General features: G+C 72.3%; 15 protein-coding genes. 4 read left to right on the top strand and 11 right to left on the bottom strand.

Going from position 1 to position 13829, the window contains the following annotated elements; genetic code table 11:
* Window position 1: 1 nt before the first annotated feature.
* The 7 genes from JOC24_RS10350 to JOC24_RS10320 form a co-directional block, all read right to left on the bottom strand.
* Window positions 2-895, bottom strand: coding sequence for an alpha/beta hydrolase (locus JOC24_RS10350; protein WP_205019890.1), 894 nt, complete (start codon window positions 893-895; stop codon window positions 2-4).
* Window positions 892-1986 (bottom strand): branched-chain amino acid ABC transporter permease, encoded by a 1095-nt coding sequence (locus JOC24_RS10345; RefSeq protein ID WP_205019889.1) that lies wholly within the window; start codon window positions 1984-1986, stop codon window positions 892-894. The genes JOC24_RS10350 and JOC24_RS10345 overlap by 4 nt, the downstream gene beginning before the upstream one ends.
* On the bottom strand, window positions 1983-2870 hold the full coding sequence (locus JOC24_RS10340; RefSeq protein ID WP_205019888.1) for a branched-chain amino acid ABC transporter permease: 888 nt from the start codon (window positions 2868-2870) through the stop codon (window positions 1983-1985). The genes JOC24_RS10345 and JOC24_RS10340 overlap by 4 nt, the downstream gene beginning before the upstream one ends.
* On the bottom strand, window positions 2870-3634 hold the full coding sequence (locus JOC24_RS10335) for an ABC transporter ATP-binding protein (protein ID WP_205019887.1): 765 nt from the start codon (window positions 3632-3634) through the stop codon (window positions 2870-2872). Before JOC24_RS10335 ends, JOC24_RS10340 begins: the two co-directional genes overlap by 1 nt.
* Window positions 3631-4407, bottom strand: a complete 777-nt coding sequence (locus tag JOC24_RS10330; RefSeq protein ID WP_205019886.1) for an ABC transporter ATP-binding protein — start codon at window positions 4405-4407, stop codon at window positions 3631-3633. Before JOC24_RS10330 ends, JOC24_RS10335 begins: the two co-directional genes overlap by 4 nt.
* Before the next feature lie 3 nt (window positions 4408-4410).
* Entirely contained in the window at window positions 4411-5652 is a 1242-nt protein-coding gene (locus JOC24_RS10325) for a substrate-binding domain-containing protein (RefSeq protein WP_205019885.1), read from the bottom strand.
* Window positions 5653-5806: 154 nt separating this feature from the next.
* The gene (locus JOC24_RS10320) at window positions 5807-6412 is read right to left on the bottom strand and encodes a TetR family transcriptional regulator (RefSeq protein ID WP_205019884.1); all 606 of its coding nucleotides are present in this window, start codon (window positions 6410-6412) and stop codon (window positions 5807-5809) included.
* Window positions 6413-6660: 248 nt separating this feature from the next.
* Here JOC24_RS10320 and JOC24_RS10315 point away from each other — a divergent pair, with 248 nt between their 5' ends.
* From JOC24_RS10315 to JOC24_RS10305, 3 genes are read left to right on the top strand one after another with little or no spacing between them, the layout of a single operon-like run.
* Window positions 6661-7974 (top strand): glycosyltransferase family 4 protein, encoded by a 1314-nt coding sequence (locus tag JOC24_RS10315; protein WP_205019883.1) that lies wholly within the window; start codon window positions 6661-6663, stop codon window positions 7972-7974.
* A gap of 52 nt (window positions 7975-8026) precedes the next feature.
* Window positions 8027-8767, top strand: coding sequence for a class I SAM-dependent methyltransferase (locus JOC24_RS10310; RefSeq protein ID WP_205019882.1), 741 nt, complete (start codon window positions 8027-8029; stop codon window positions 8765-8767).
* Window positions 8764-9852: a glucosidase family protein gene (locus tag JOC24_RS10305; protein ID WP_205019881.1), complete on the top strand. Its 1089-nt coding sequence runs from the start codon at window positions 8764-8766 to the stop codon at window positions 9850-9852. Before JOC24_RS10310 ends, JOC24_RS10305 begins: the two co-directional genes overlap by 4 nt.
* On the opposite strand, the gene JOC24_RS10300 is transcribed toward JOC24_RS10305, so the two are convergent.
* Window positions 9849-10142 carry a hypothetical protein gene (locus tag JOC24_RS10300; protein ID WP_205019880.1) on the bottom strand — a complete coding sequence of 98 codons (294 nt, stop codon included), beginning with the start codon at window positions 10140-10142 and terminating at the stop codon, window positions 9849-9851. The genes JOC24_RS10305 and JOC24_RS10300 overlap by 4 nt on opposite strands.
* Before the next feature lie 157 nt (window positions 10143-10299).
* Between JOC24_RS10300 and JOC24_RS10295 the strand changes: the two genes are divergently transcribed.
* Entirely contained in the window at window positions 10300-11079 is a 780-nt protein-coding gene (locus tag JOC24_RS10295; RefSeq protein ID WP_205019879.1) for a maleylpyruvate isomerase family mycothiol-dependent enzyme, read from the top strand.
* Between the two features lie 85 nt (window positions 11080-11164).
* On the opposite strand, the gene JOC24_RS10290 is transcribed toward JOC24_RS10295, so the two are convergent.
* From JOC24_RS10290 to JOC24_RS10280, 3 genes are all read right to left on the bottom strand, one after another.
* Entirely contained in the window at window positions 11165-11977 is an 813-nt protein-coding gene (locus JOC24_RS10290) for a DUF5336 domain-containing protein (protein ID WP_205019878.1), read from the bottom strand.
* Between the two features lie 185 nt (window positions 11978-12162).
* Entirely contained in the window at window positions 12163-13083 is a 921-nt protein-coding gene (locus JOC24_RS10285) for an N-acetylmuramoyl-L-alanine amidase (RefSeq protein WP_205019877.1), read from the bottom strand.
* A gap of 22 nt (window positions 13084-13105) precedes the next feature.
* Window positions 13106-13762, bottom strand: coding sequence for a class I SAM-dependent methyltransferase (locus tag JOC24_RS10280; RefSeq protein ID WP_205019876.1), 657 nt, complete (start codon window positions 13760-13762; stop codon window positions 13106-13108).
* Between the last annotated feature and the right edge of the window lie 67 nt (window positions 13763-13829).

Below are 13829 nucleotides of genomic sequence, written 5' to 3'. Positions count from 1 at the left end.
CTCAGCGCGGGACGGACGCCGCCCGCAGCAGGGCGCCGGCGACCTCGCCGGCCCCCTTGTCGCCCGTCAGCACCGTGTAGTGGTTGACGTCCTCGACGCACACCGCGCCGACGCGGGTGCCCGGCTGGCCCGCCGCCGCGAGCCGGGACTCGTCGTACAGCCCCTGCTCCTCGTTCATCAGGCCCCGCTGAGCCCACAACAGCGTCGCGGGCCGCGGCAGTTCGCGTACGGCCGCGAGCACCTCCTCCTGGAACAGGCCCACCCCGTCCGTGCGCACGGCCTCCAGTCGGCAGCCCGAGCGCAGCGCGGGCTCCTCGCCCGTCAGGTCGCGCTGGATGTACGCCTCCACCTCCGGCGACCAGGCGTCGCCCCCGAACGCGGGGTGGGCCCGCCAGAACGACCGGTAGGCGTCCCGGTCGGGGAACGTCATCGACAGCCGGTCCATGGCCGGCCCGATCACGGCCGTGATCAGTTCGTCCGCCGACAGGTGCGTGGGTGCGGGAAAGCCGAACCCGCCGTCGACGAGCACCAGTTCGCCGAACTGTGCGGGATGGCGGACGGCCGCGAGCGCCGCGACGAACGCCCCCATCGAATGGCCCGCCAGCACCACCCGGTCCGGGCCGAGCGCCCCGGCCAGGGCGGCCGTGTCGTCGGCGTGGGCGGCGATGCCGTACGGGCCGGGCAGCCCGGCACTGCCGGCCCGGCCACGCAGGTCCGGGGCGACCAGCGTGACCCGGCCGTCGAGCAGCCGGGCCACCGTGCCCCAGGACAGCGCGTTGGCGGTGATGCCGTGCAGGGCCACGACGACCGGCGCGCCGGGATCGCGGGCGGGCCAGCGCAGCGCGGCCAGTTCACCGCCGGTGACGGGGACGCGGATCTCCTCGTACGAGGTCACTGGTTCTCCTTACGGGGTCGGCGCAGACGGGACGGCAGCCGGGCCAGGCCACCGGGCAGCAGGTGTACCACGGCCACGAACAGCACCCCGAGCAGGAACAGCGGCTGGGAGAGCGGCACGCGCAGGACAGCGGGCAGATCGGCGACGGCGCCCGATCCGGCGAGGTCGCCGAGCCGGTGGTCGGCCCAGGTGTAGAGGATGCCGCCGGCCATAGGTCCCCAGCGGGTGCCCGATCCGCCCAGCACCACCATGACGAGCAGCGACAGGGTGAAGTCCGAGGTCGTCGTCTGGGGCGTGGAGCCGCCCGTCAGCAGCAGGTGCACGAGTCCGCCCGCCGCCGCCAGCGCGCCGGCCAGCACGAAGGCCGTCAGCTTGAAGCCGTACGGCTTCAGGCCCAGCACCTCCACCCGGCGTTCGTTCTCCTTGATGCCCTCCCAGACCCGGCCGGTGGGGGAGCGCACTGCCCAGCGGACGACCCCGAGGGTGAGGACGAGGTAGGCCAGCGTGATCCAGTACAGATTCGCGGTGTGGTCGATGCCGACCAGCCACGAGGGCAACAGTTCCGCCGGGGCCGCCCGGCCCTCCTCGCCGCCGGTGAGGCCGCCCGGATTACGGGAGACGAGGATCGAGCCGGCCTGCGCGAAGGCCAGCGTCACCATGGAGAAGCCGATGCCGGTGACCCGCAGGCTCACCGAGCCCAGCACCAGGGCGAGCGCGGCGCCGGAGCACAGGCCGAGGACGGCGGCGGCGGCGAACGGCAGGCCCGCCTCCAGCAGGAACATGTTGGTGGCGTAGCTGCCCGCCGCGAAGTACAGCGCGTGCCCGAAGGACAGCAGCCCCGTACGTCCCAGCAGCAGGTCGTAGCCGGTGGCAAGGGCGCCGAAGAGCAGGCAGGTGGCGAGGAGTTGCAGGCTCCCCGGGCTCCCGACCGGACCGTCCAGCAGCCCGGGCAGGGGCAGCGCGCTGAAAGGCGCGACGATCAGGAGCACCAGGACGGCGGCGGGCCACCATCGCAGCGCCCGGGCCCTGTCGCGCCCGGGCGCCGGGGGCGCGGCGGTGGGTGTGGGTACGGGTGTGGTGGCGGTGCTCACGCGAGCCTCCCGGTCAGTCCGCGCGGCCGGACGAGCAGCAGCGCGGCGAGCAGGACGACGACCGCCAGGTCGCCGAGGCCCGCTGCGGTGTAGTAGTTGGCGAACTGCTGGACCAGGCCGATGACCACGGCCGCCACGGCCGCACCGGTCACCGACCCCATGCCGCCCGTGACCACGACGACGAAGGCGAAGATCAGCAGCGAGGTGCCCTGCCGGGGGTCGACCGAGCCGAAGTACAGGCCGCCGAGCGCGCCGCCCAGTGCGGCGGCGCACCCGCCGATCGCGAAGACCAGCGTGAACGCCTTGCGGACGTCGATGCCCAGAGCCGTCACCATCGCCCGGTCCTCGACCCCGGCACGTACGACCAGGCCGTGCCGGGTCCGTCCGAGGAACACCCGAAGGGCGACCAGCACGACGAGCGCCGCCGCGACGAGGACCAGCCGGTTGACCGGCACGTCCGCGCCCAGCAGCCCGAAGGTGCCGGACAGCGCCTTCGGGCCGGGGAAGGTCCGGGCGTCCGAACCCCAGATGCCCGACAGCAGCGCGGGCACGGCCAGCCCCACCCCGACCGTCGCCAGCACCTGCTCGCGCGGCCGGGTGTACAGCGGGCGTACGACGGCCAGTTCCAGCACCACGGCGGCCAGCGTGCCCACCGCCGTGCCGAACAGGACCGCGAGCGCGAAGCCCCAGCCGCCCGGTCCGGCGCCGGGAAGATTCCCGGACGCCGCCCACCAGGTGCCGTACGCGCCGATCGAGAGCAGCGCGCCGTGGGCGAAGTTGAGCACGTCCATCAGGCCGAAGATCAGCGAGAGCCCCGACGCGATGAGGAAGTACAGCGCTCCCAGACCGAGTCCGGTCATGGTGAGCAGCACGATGGTGGACATCAGGAATCCGCCTCCGCGGTGAGTGGGGCGAGAGGGCCCTGGCCGACGCCGAGCAGCCGGCGGGTGGCCTCCGCGTCGCCCAGCAGTCCGGCCGCAGGGCCCTGGTGGGCCGTTCGTCCGTCGGCGAGCACCACGCAGTGCTCGGCGAGCCGGCGGACGACGGCGAGGTTCTGTTCGACGAGCAGGACCGGCACCGCCTCCGCGGCGCGCTCCAGGACCTGGGCGACCTCGGTGACGACCTTGGGGGCCAGGCCCTTGGTGGGCTCGTCCGCGATGATCAGCCGGTTGCCGTTGAGCAGGGTGCGGCCGATGGCCACCATCTGCTGCTGGCCGCCGGACAGGGTTCCCGCCAACTGCGACCTGCGGAGCTTCAGTTCGGGGAAGAGCTCATGGACCAGGCCGTACGCCGGCCCGTCCGCGCCCCGGCGCTCGGCCAGCCGCAGGTTCTCCGCGACGGTGAGGCCGGCGAAGACCCCCCGGTCCTCGGGGGCGTATCCGATGCCCCGGCGGACCAGGGTGTGCGTGGGCAGGCCCACGGTCTCCTCCCCGTCGAGGAGGACACTGCCGGCGCGCGGAACCAGCCCGAGCACGCCGCGTACGGTCGTCGTCTTGCCCGCCCCGTTGCGGCCGAGCAGCGCGGTCACGCCGTGGCGTGCCACGTCCAGGTCGACGCCGTGCAGGATGTGCCGGCCGCCTATGAGGACGCGCAGGTCGCGTACGGCGAGCAGGGGTGCGGGGGACGTGTCCGCGGGGGGTGTGCTCACAGCCCCTCCCCGAGGTAGGCCTGCTGCACGACCGGGTCGGCGGTCACGGCGCCCGGGGTGTCCAGGGCGAGGAGACGGCCGTGGTGCATCACGGCAAGCCGGTCCGCCAGACCCAGCAGGACGTCCATGTGGTGTTCGACCATGAGTACGGTGCGGCCCTCCTCGCGGTGCAGCGTGCGGATCAGCTCGGTGAGGGCCGGGACCTCCTCGGCGCTCACCCCGGCCATCGGCTCGTCGAGCAGCATGAGCCGGGGCTCGCCCACCAGCAGCACGGCGAGTTCGAGCTTGCGTTTCTCTCCGTGGGAGAGCTCTGCCGCCGTGGCCCCCGCGCGGTGGCCGAGGCCCGTGCGCTCCAGTACGCCGTCCACCTCGGTGGTGTACGGGGACGCGCGCCGCCAGAGCCGGTGCGAACCGCCGTTCCTCGCCTGCGCGGCCAGCCGGACGTGCTCGGCCACGGTCATCTGCGGCCAGAGGCTGGAGGTCTGGAAGGTGCGCCCGACCCCGCGCCGCGCACGGGTGTGCACCGGCAGGCCGGTCAGGTCGGAACCGTCCAGCGCCAGGGTCCCCGCGGTGGGCAGGGCGATACCGCTGATCAGGTTGAACAAGGAGGTCTTGCCGGCCCCGTTGGGACCGATGAAGGCGAGGAACTCGCCTTCCCGGACATCGAGGGTGATGTCCTCGACGATGGTCGCCCCGCCGACGCGCCAGCCGAGGCCGTCCAGCCTCAGCACTGGGGTGTCCACCCGCGTGGTGGCGGTGCCGGATACCGTCACGGGTCAGCCCGCCGAGGGCTTCGCGGGCGGTGCCACCGCGTCCATCGGCTGCGTGCTCACCAGCTCGGGCCTCGCGGCCGCTCCCGTGCCGTCGAGCCTGGCCACGAACATCGGCTGCACGAGCGCGTGGTCCTCGGCACGGATCCGCTGCCGGCCCTTCACCCCGTCGAAGCTCCAGCCCTCCAGGGCCTTCACCATGGCGGCCGTGTCGGTGGCACCGCCCTCCTCGACGGCCCGCACGATCATCTGCGCCGCGGTGAAACCGTCGGTGCTGAACAGGTCGGGGGTGCCGCCCGCCTTCTCGACCCCGGCGATCATGGCCTTCTCCACGGCGTTGTCGCCGCCCGCACCGGGAAAGTAGTGCGCGAGGAAGGAGACTTTCGTGCCTGCCGCTCCGAAGACCGGGTACGAGGCCGTCCCGGCCAGCCCGGTGACGACCTTGCCGGCGTTCAGCACGCCCTGCTGGTCCAGCGCGGTCCACAGCGCCGGAGCGGTCGCGCCGGCCCATGCGACGAAGACCAGGTCGGGACCGCCCGCCTTGACCTGCCGGGCGAAGGGCGTCAGGTCGGTGGCGCTCGGCGGAGCCAGCACCGAGCCCACCGTCGCGCCCCGGGCACCCAGGACCGCCTTGACGGCGGCGACGTTGGCCTGGCCGAAGGTGGAGTCCTGCGCGAGGACGGTGACCTTCCTGCCCTTCGGGTCCCCGAGGATGGTGCCCGCGGTGAGGATGTCCTGGTAGGACTGCCGTCCTGACCGGAAGGTGTAGTCGTTGATCCCGGTCACGGCGTCCGTGGCGGCCGGGCCGTTGACGTAGAGCACCTTGTTCTGGGCGGCCAGCGGGGCCATCTGGAGGGCGACGCCGGAGTCGGTGGTGCCGGCCAGCACCTTGTAGCCCTTGCCGATCAGGTTCTTCGCGGCGGAGACCGCCTTGCCGGGGTCACCCGCGTCGTCCTGTTCGGTGACCTCGATCGGGTGGCCGCCCGCCTTGCCGGTGCCCTTCGTCGCGTGGTCGAGGCCCGCCATGAACCCGTCGCGGTACTGCTTCCCGTACGCGGCGAGCAGTCCCGTACGGGAGTAGACGAGCCCCACCTTCACGGCCTCGTCCCCGTCCCCGCCCTTGTCCGACCCGGAGCCCTCGCCCGCCTGCCCGGCGGCGGTGCATCCCGCCAGGAGCAGGCCGGCGGCGCCGAGCGCGAGGGCGGTCAGGGATCTTCTCTGGACGGTGCCTACGGCTCTGCGACGCATGGTGACCGGCTCCTCGACAGGGTTCGGGTGATGTCGGCCGAACCGTACGAACACCGTGGCGCCGTCGACATGGTGCAGGGAACCTCACCTGGGCAAGTGCCGGTGTGGGCAGGGCACATGGGCGTGGTCGGGCGGTTGTCGGCGCGGGGCGGCGTCAGCGTGTGCGGGGCGGGAGGTCGATCAGCCCGCACACCGTCTCGATGTCCCGCTTCACCTGCGCGATCGACTCCCGCCCGGACAGCCAGGTGATCAGCGCCGAGAGCCAGGTGTGCTCGATGACGCGGACCACGGACAGCTGCTCCTGCGTGGGCTCCTCCAGCCCCATCGCGTCCAGGACGATCGCCGTCGTCAGCCGGGACACGGCGTCCACCTCGGGGCTCACCCCGCGGTCCGCGAAGGTCAGTGCCCGCACCATGGCGTCCGCCAGATGGGGATCGCGCTGGAGTGCCCGGAACGCCCGCATCAGGGTTTCGGCGACCCGCCGGGCGGCGTCCTCCCCGGCGGGCGGCTGCCTGCGGAGCGTGACGTGCAGGTGCTGGAGCTGGTCCTGCATGATCGCGACCAGCAGATGGACCTTCGACGGGAAGTAGCGGTACAGCGTGCCCAGGGCGACCCCGGCGGCGTCCGCCACCTCACGCATCTGAACGGCCTCGAAGCCGCCCCGCCCGGCGAGCTGTGCGCCGGCCCGCAGAATGCTGCGGCGACGGGCCTCCTGGCGCTCCGTCAGGGGAGGCGCCGCCGGCCTGGCTTCCGCTGTCATCTGTCCCCATCCCCGTCTGTCCCCGTCGCAGAGGGAGAACCGGTTCCCTGTCCGGCCGGGCGCCGGTTTCCGGGCGCGCACAGCATGCCAGGGCATCCGTCGTGGCGCGAATCACCTGATCCGGCCGTCACGCCGACGCTACCTGCCGGTAGATTCGGTGCGGGTTGAACGAACGAGTCTGAAACTTGTTCTAGATTAGCGCGACCGGTTACGCTCCGGCGAAAACGCAGTGATGAAGGGGGCCGAGTGTGACCGCTGAGGCCATAGAGTCGGGCCCCCTCGCGGGCGGTGGCGCGTCGGACACCGACGGTGACCGGCCGTTGCGGATCGCACTCCTGACCTACAAGGGCAACCCCTTCTGCGGAGGCCAGGGCGTCTACGTCCGCCACCTCGGGCGAGAGCTGGCCCGCCTCGGCCACAGCGTCGAAGTGATCGGTGCCCAGCCCTACCCGGTACTCGACGAGGGCGTCCCGCTCACCGAGCTGCCGAGCCTCGACCTCTACCGCCACCCCGACCCGTTCCGCACCCCGGGACGCGGGGAGTACCGCGACTGGATCGACCTCGCCGAGGTCGCCACCATGTGGACCGGCGGCTTCCCCGAGCCGCTCACGTTCAGCCTGCGGGCGCGGCGGCATCTCCTCTCCAGGCGCGGCGAGTTCGACGTGGTGCACGACAACCAGACGCTCGGTTACGGCCTGCTCGGAGACCTCGGCGCACCCCTCGTCACCACGATCCACCACCCCATCACGGTCGACCGCCGACTGGACCTGGACGCCGCGGAGTCGGTGCGCCGCAGGCTCTCCGTGCGCCGCTGGTACGGCTTCACCCGGATGCAGAAGCGCGTCGCCCGCCGACTGCCCTCCGTCCTCACCGTCTCCGGTTCGTCGCAGCAGGAGATCACCGAGCACCTCGGGGTGCGCCGGGACCGTATCCGGGTCGTGCACATCGGTGCCGACACCGACCTCTGGGCGCCCGACCCCTCGGTCGCCGAGGTCCCCGGCCGGATCGTCACCACCTCCAGCGCCGACGTCCCCCTCAAGGGCCTCGTCCACCTCGTGGAGGCTCTCGCAAAGCTCCGTACCGAGAACCCGGCGGCGCACCTCGTGGTCGTCGGCAAGCGGGCCGAGGACGGTCCCGTCGCCCAGGCCATCGAGCGCTACGGACTCGGGGACGCCGTCGAGTTCGTCAAGGGCATCAGCGACGCCGAGCTCGTCGACCTGGTCCGAAGCGCCCAGGTCTCCTGCGTCCCTTCGCTCTACGAGGGGTTCTCGCTGCCCGCCGCCGAGGCCATGGCCACCGGGACCCCGCTGGTGGCGACCACCGGCGGCGCCATCCCCGAGGTCACCGGGCCCGACGGGGAGACCTGCCTCGCCGTGCCGCCCGGCGACGCGGGGGCCCTGGCCGCCGCGCTCGGCCGGCTCCTCGGCGACCGTGAACTGCGTGCCCGCCTCGGAGAGGCGGGCCGCGCCCGGGTGCTGGCCAACTTCACCTGGGCCAGGGCCGCCCTCGGCACCGTCGAGCTGTACCGTCAGTCGATCGCAGCCCGGGGAGCCCGCAGGTGAGCACCCCCGCGGCTCCCGGAATCCGTACCTCCGACCTCGAAGGCAGGCCCTCGTGCTGACCGTCGACTTCACCCGCTTCCCGCTCGCCGCAGGCGACCGGGTGCTCGATCTGGGCTGCGGCGCCGGCCGGCACGCCTTCGAGTGCTACCGGCGCGGCGCCCAGGTGGTGGCCCTCGACCAGAACGCCGAGGAGATCCGCGAGGTCGCGAAGTGGTTCGCCGCGATGAAGGAGGCCGGTGAGGCCCCCGCCGGTGCGACCGCCACCGCGATGGAGGGCGACGCCCTCAACCTGCCCTTCCCCGACGCCTCCTTCGACGTCGTCATCATCTCCGAGGTCATGGAGCACATCCCCGACGACAAGGGTGTGCTCGCCGAGATGGTCCGCGTGCTGAAGCCCGGCGGCCGGATCGCGATCACCGTGCCCCGCTACGGCCCCGAGAAGGTCTGCTGGACGCTCTCCGACGCGTACCACGAGGTCGAGGGCGGCCACATCCGCATCTACAAGGCCGACGAACTCCTCGGCAAGATCCGCGAAGCGGGCCTCAAGCCCTACGGCACCCACCACGCGCACGCGCTGCACAGTCCTTACTGGTGGCTGAAGTGCGCGTTCGGGGTGGGCCGCGACGGCGAGGACGCAGCGCTGCCGGTGCGCGCCTACCACAAGCTGCTGGTCTGGGACATCATGAAGAAGCCCCTGGCCACCCGGGTCGCCGAGCAACTGCTCAACCCGGTCGTCGGCAAGAGCTTCGTGGCGTACGCGACGAAGCCGCACCTGCCGAAGGCCGAGGCGTGAGCACGCCGGAGCAGACCGAACACCTCGTCCTGCCGGGTGTCCTGACGGCCGAACAGGCCGCCGAGACCGTGGCGGCGCTGCTCGCGGTGCAGCGCGAGGACGGGGCGCTGCCCTGGTTCCGCGGCCACCACCTGGACCCCTGGGACCACACCGAGACGGCGATGGCGCTGGACGCGGCCGGTGAGCACGAGGCCGCCGCCCGTGCCTACGCCTGGCTGGCCCGCCATCAGAACGAGGACGGGTCCTGGTACGCCGCCTACCACGACGGTGACCCCGGCAGCCCGACCGACCTCGGGCGCGAGAGCAACTTCTGCGCCTACGTGGCCGTCGGCGTCTGGCACCACTACCTGGCCACCGGCGACGACGCGTTCGTCGACCGGATGTGGCCGACGGTCTACGCTGCGATCGAGTTCGTGCTGGGGCTCCAGCAGCCGGGCGGCGAGATCGGCTGGAAGCGCGAGCCCGACGGCGCCCCCGTCACCGACGCCCTGCTGACCGGCTCCTCCTCCATCCATCAGGCGCTGCGCTGCGCCCTGGCGCTGGCCGAGGAACGCGAGGAACCGCAGCCGGACTGGGAGTTGGCGGCCGGGGCACTCGGCCACGCGATCCGCTGCCACCCCGAGCGCTTCCTGGACAAGAGCCGCTACTCGATGGACTGGTACTACCCGGTCCTCGGCGGCGCCTTCACCGGGCCCGCCGCGACGAAGCGCATCGAGGAGGGCTGGGACAGCTTCGTGGTCCCCGGCCTCGGCGTGCGCTGCGTGCTCCCCAACCCCTGGGTGACGGGCGGCGAGAGCTGCGAACTGGCCCTGGCGCTCTGGGTGACGGGGGAGTCGGACCGCGCTCTGGAGATCCTCCAGTCCATCCAGCACCTGCGGGCCGAGGGCGGCCTCTACTGGACGGGATACGTCTTCGAGGGCGAGCGAGCCGTATGGCCGGAGGAACTCACCACCTGGACGGCCGGATCACTGCTCCTCGCGGTGGCCGCGCTCGGGGGGGACGAGGCGACCACCGCGGTCTTCGGCGGAGAACGGCTGCCGACGGGACTGGAACCGGACTGCTGCCGTGAGGAGCCCGTCGGCTAGGAGCGGCGGAGGCGTCCCGCCACGGCGTGTCCGATGAACAGGTAGACGACGGCGGCCAGGCCGTAACCGGTGACGACGCGTGCCCACGCCTCGTCGAACGTGAACAGGTCGTAGGACCAGCCGGCCAGCCAGTGGGCCGACTCCTGCACGAACTGCACCAGGTCGTTGCCCCGGTTGGCGTCGAGCAGGTACATCAGGATCCAGAGAATGATGATGAAGGCCATGATGTCCGCGACGACGGCTATGACACGTGCGGCGGTACTGCTTCCTGAGCCAGTTCTGGGAGACATGCTCTCCGGATTGCCGCTTTACCGTAGGTGAAACCCTGCGGATGGCGCCGGGTTGCGGACCGTTCCCCCACGGGTGAGCCCAGCTGAAGACCCTCCACCTTCCAGCTGGGCATATAACCGGCTGAACAGACCTTCGGACGCCGCATAGGGTGCGGGGATGACTCTCCTTGCGTACGAGCGCTACTGCGACGAGATCCTCGTCCAGACCGACCTGCTGGGCGCACTGGTCAAGGACGCCGACCTGACGCGCCGGGTCCCGAGCTGTCCCGACTGGAACCTGCGCGAACTCGTCGTGCACGTCGGCGACGCACACCGCTGGGCCGGTGAGATGGTCCGCGGCAGGGCGGCCGAGGAGCTCCCGGAGGACCAGGTCGCCGGCGCCGGGGGTCCGGCGGGCGATGACGCGGCCGCCCTGGCGGGATGGCTGACCGCAGGTGCCGCCGCGGCCGTGGACGCTCTCCGTGAGGCGGGCCCGGACACCGAGGTGTGGACCTGGGGATGGGAACGCCGGACCGCCTTCTGGGCCCGGCGCATGGCCCATGAGACCGTCGTCCACCGGGCGGACGCCGCCCTCGCCACGGGGACGGCGTTCGAGGTCGCCCCCGACCTGGCCGCCGACACGATCACCGAATGGCTGGAGATCGTCGCCTTCGTCCAGTCGAACGGCGACCCGGAGGCAGCCGAACTGCGCGGCGGCGGAAGGTCCTTGCACCTGCACGCCACGGATGTCCCGGCGGCGGAGTGGCTGATCGACTTCGGAGACGACGCCTTCACCTGGCGCCACTCCCACGAGAAGGCGACCGTGGCCCTCCGGGGGCCGCTGACCGAACTGATGCTGGCCTTCAACCGCAGGCAGAAGCCGGACGAGGGCGGACTCGAGGTCCTGGGTGACCGGGGGCTCCTGGACTTCTGGCTGGACAGGTCGTCCTTCGGCTGAGACGGCCGGTACGAACGCGGCGCACGGCCGGGTACGACAGTGGCCCCCCGCCCGGAAGGGCGGGGGGCCACTCGCGTGCGGCGGCTCAGCCGCGCTGGATGCCCGAGGTGTCCTGGAGGACACCACGGCGGCCGTCCTGCGTCTGGGCGATGAGCCCGGTGCCACGCTGCTCGACCGCGAGGTACCACGTGCCGGGCGCGAGTTCGGCGATCGGGTTGGGGGCGCCGTCCTCACCGTGCAGCGGGCGGGCCACCGGTACCGCGAACCAGAAGGGCGTGAAGTCACCGGCCGGCGCTCCACCGCTCTGCGGAGCCGCCGCCTGCTGCTGCGGCTGGCCGGGCTGACCCTGCTGGGCGCCGTACGGCTGCTGCTGGCCCGGCTGGGCGCCGAACGTCTGCTGGCCACCGGGGTAGCCGTAGCCCGGGCCGGGCTGCTGGCCGTAGGCCGACTGCACGGCCTGTGCCGGGCGCGGTGCGCCCATCAGCGGGGCCTTGAGCGCCGGGACCAGCGGAGTGGCCACGGCGCCGCCGGCCAGCACCAGGGTGGCCAGCAGGCCGAGGATCAGACCGGCGCCCGCGTCACCGGCGTCGATGATCGTCCAGAACATGGTCCACAGGGAGAACACGGTGAACGCGGCGCCGAACTGGCCGAGTTCGAAGCCGACCACCTTGCGGCCCGGCATCGCGCGGCTGACGATCAGCAACGCCGCACCGATGATGCCGGCCAGGTAGATGCCCATCAGGACGGAAAGGCGGTCCCAGGCGTTCGCGCTGTAGCCCGAGCAGTCCGCGCCCGAGGGGCAGTCGTAGCCGGAGAGGTCGAGGAAAGAGGCGATGAACAGCACGACCGCTGCTCCGATCACCACGCCGTCGCCTCGGGAGAGGGAGCGGATATTCACGTGAAGGTCCTTAGTCGGTCGTCTCGTCGGGGCGGTCGTCGATGCCGCCTGAACGGCGGGTACGGCGCGAAGCTCGGGGCGGCTCCTCATCGTAGGGATGAATCTATCGTCTGCCCGGGCGGGTTGTGATGCTGCCCGGACCTCGGACCGGCTTTCCGCCCGATGTCATCACCGTTCGCGCAGAACTACTTCTTCAGATAGCTGCTGATGCCCCCGGCGATGCCGAGAGCCGCCTTCTGGCGCCAGCCCGCGCTGGTGAGCAGGGCGGCGTCCTCCGGATCACGCATATTGCCGCATTCGACGAACACCTTGGGCACCGTCGACAGATTCAGGCCGCCAAGATCGTCACGGGTGTCCAGTCCGGTGCCACCGCCGATGTAATTGGAGGCGGCACTTCCGGTGGCGCGTACGAAATTCCCGGCGATCCGTACTCCCAGCTCACGGGAAGGTGTCACGATCTTCGCGGTGTCCGCGCCGCCTCCGTCCACCGCGGCGGGGAGAATGACGTGGAATCCCCGGTTCCCGGTCGCGGAACCGTCGGCGTGGACCGAGACGACCGCGTCGGCCCGCTCCTTGTTGCCGATCCGCGCCCTCTCGTCGACGCACGGGCCGAAGGGGCGGTCGCCGTCCTGGGTGAGGACGACCTCGGCGCCCTGTTCCTCCAGCAGCGTGCGCAGCCGCCGGGAGACGTCGAGGGTGAACCGGGCTTCGGCGTAACCGGAGTCGGTGGCCGTTCCCGTGGTGTCGCACTCCTTGCGCCCGGTGCCGATGTCCACCTGGCTGTTGATCTCCCGGGTGTGCTCGCGGTTGCCCGGATTGTGCCCGGGGTCGATCACCACGGTGCGGCCCGTGAGCGGACCCCGGGGCAGGGGCTCGGCGGACGGGCTCGTGGCCGGAGCCGATGGGGCCGTGGATGAGGGAGGGGAGGACGGCGAGGGCGATCCGGTCCGGGTCGCCGCCCCCGGTCCTGCGGCGGGGCTCTGCCCGCCGTCGCCCGCGCACCCCGCGGCGGTCAGGCAGGCGCAGGCCAGGGCCGCGACCACGGACACGGGCCTCCGGCGCGTGTCCGTGCGCGGTGAGGGGGGAACGAAGTCTGCGTTACGCACGTCGCGATGCTACTCGTGCGGTTCAGATCCCCGTCCCCGTACGCCGCAGTACGCGCAGTGAGTCCGTCACCGAGATCTCGGTGAACGCACCTGATTCCAGGGCGCGTTGATGCACGCGGTACGGAGCCTGACCGCCGTCCGCCGGGTCGGGGAACACGTCGTGGATGACCAGCAGACCGCCGTCCGCGACCTTCGGGGCCCAGCCCTCGTAGTCACCGTTGGCGTGCTCGTCGGTGTGTCCGCCGTCGATGAAGACGAGGCCGAGCGACCCGCCCCAGACGGCCGCCACCTGCGGGGACCGTCCGACGAGCGCCACCACGTGCTCCTCCAGACCCGCCCGGTGCAGGGTGCGCCGGAAGGCCGGCAGCGTGTCCATCAGGCCGATCTCCGGGTCCACCACCGACGGGTCGTGGTACTCCCAGCCCGGCTGCTGCTCCTCGCTGCCCCGGTGGTGGTCGACGGTCAGGGCCATCAGCCCGGCCGCCCGGGCGGCGGCCGCCAGCAGGATCGCGGACCGCCCGCAGTAGGTGCCGACCTCCAGGAGCGGCAGCCCCAGTGCCGCTGCCTCTGCCGCGGCGGCGTACAGGGCGAGCCCTTCGTGGACCGGCATGAAGCCCTTGGCGGCCTCGAAGGCGGCGAGGACCTCCGGCTCGGGACGGGCGCAGGACTCGGCGGCCACGGGGTTCCTCCTGGTGGGGCGGTGGATCGGACGGCGTCCCATGGTGCCGTACGCCCCCGTGATACGG

This window comes from Streptomyces sp. HB132 (assembly GCF_016909575.1).
In the GTDB taxonomy this organism is placed as follows: domain Bacteria; phylum Actinomycetota; class Actinomycetes; order Streptomycetales; family Streptomycetaceae; genus Streptomyces.
This window is presented reverse-complemented; position numbering and strand designations above follow the sequence as displayed.

Bases quoted from the DNA above. Each gene is read 5' to 3' on its own strand.
- JOC24_RS10300 (WP_205019880.1), bottom strand. From the start codon at position 10,142: ATGTCTCCCAGAACTGGCTCAGGAAGCAGTACCGCCGCACGTGTCATA.
- JOC24_RS10340 (WP_205019888.1), bottom strand. From the start codon at position 2,870: ATGTCCACCATCGTGCTGCTCACCATGACCGGACTCGGTCTGGGAGCG.
- JOC24_RS10320 (WP_205019884.1), bottom strand. From the start codon at position 6,412: ATGACAGCGGAAGCCAGGCCGGCGGCGCCTCCCCTGACGGAGCGCCAG.
- JOC24_RS10325 (WP_205019885.1), bottom strand. From the start codon at position 5,652: ATGCGTCGCAGAGCCGTAGGCACCGTCCAGAGAAGATCCCTGACCGCC.
- JOC24_RS10295 (WP_205019879.1), top strand. From the start codon at position 10,300: ATGACTCTCCTTGCGTACGAGCGCTACTGCGACGAGATCCTCGTCCAG.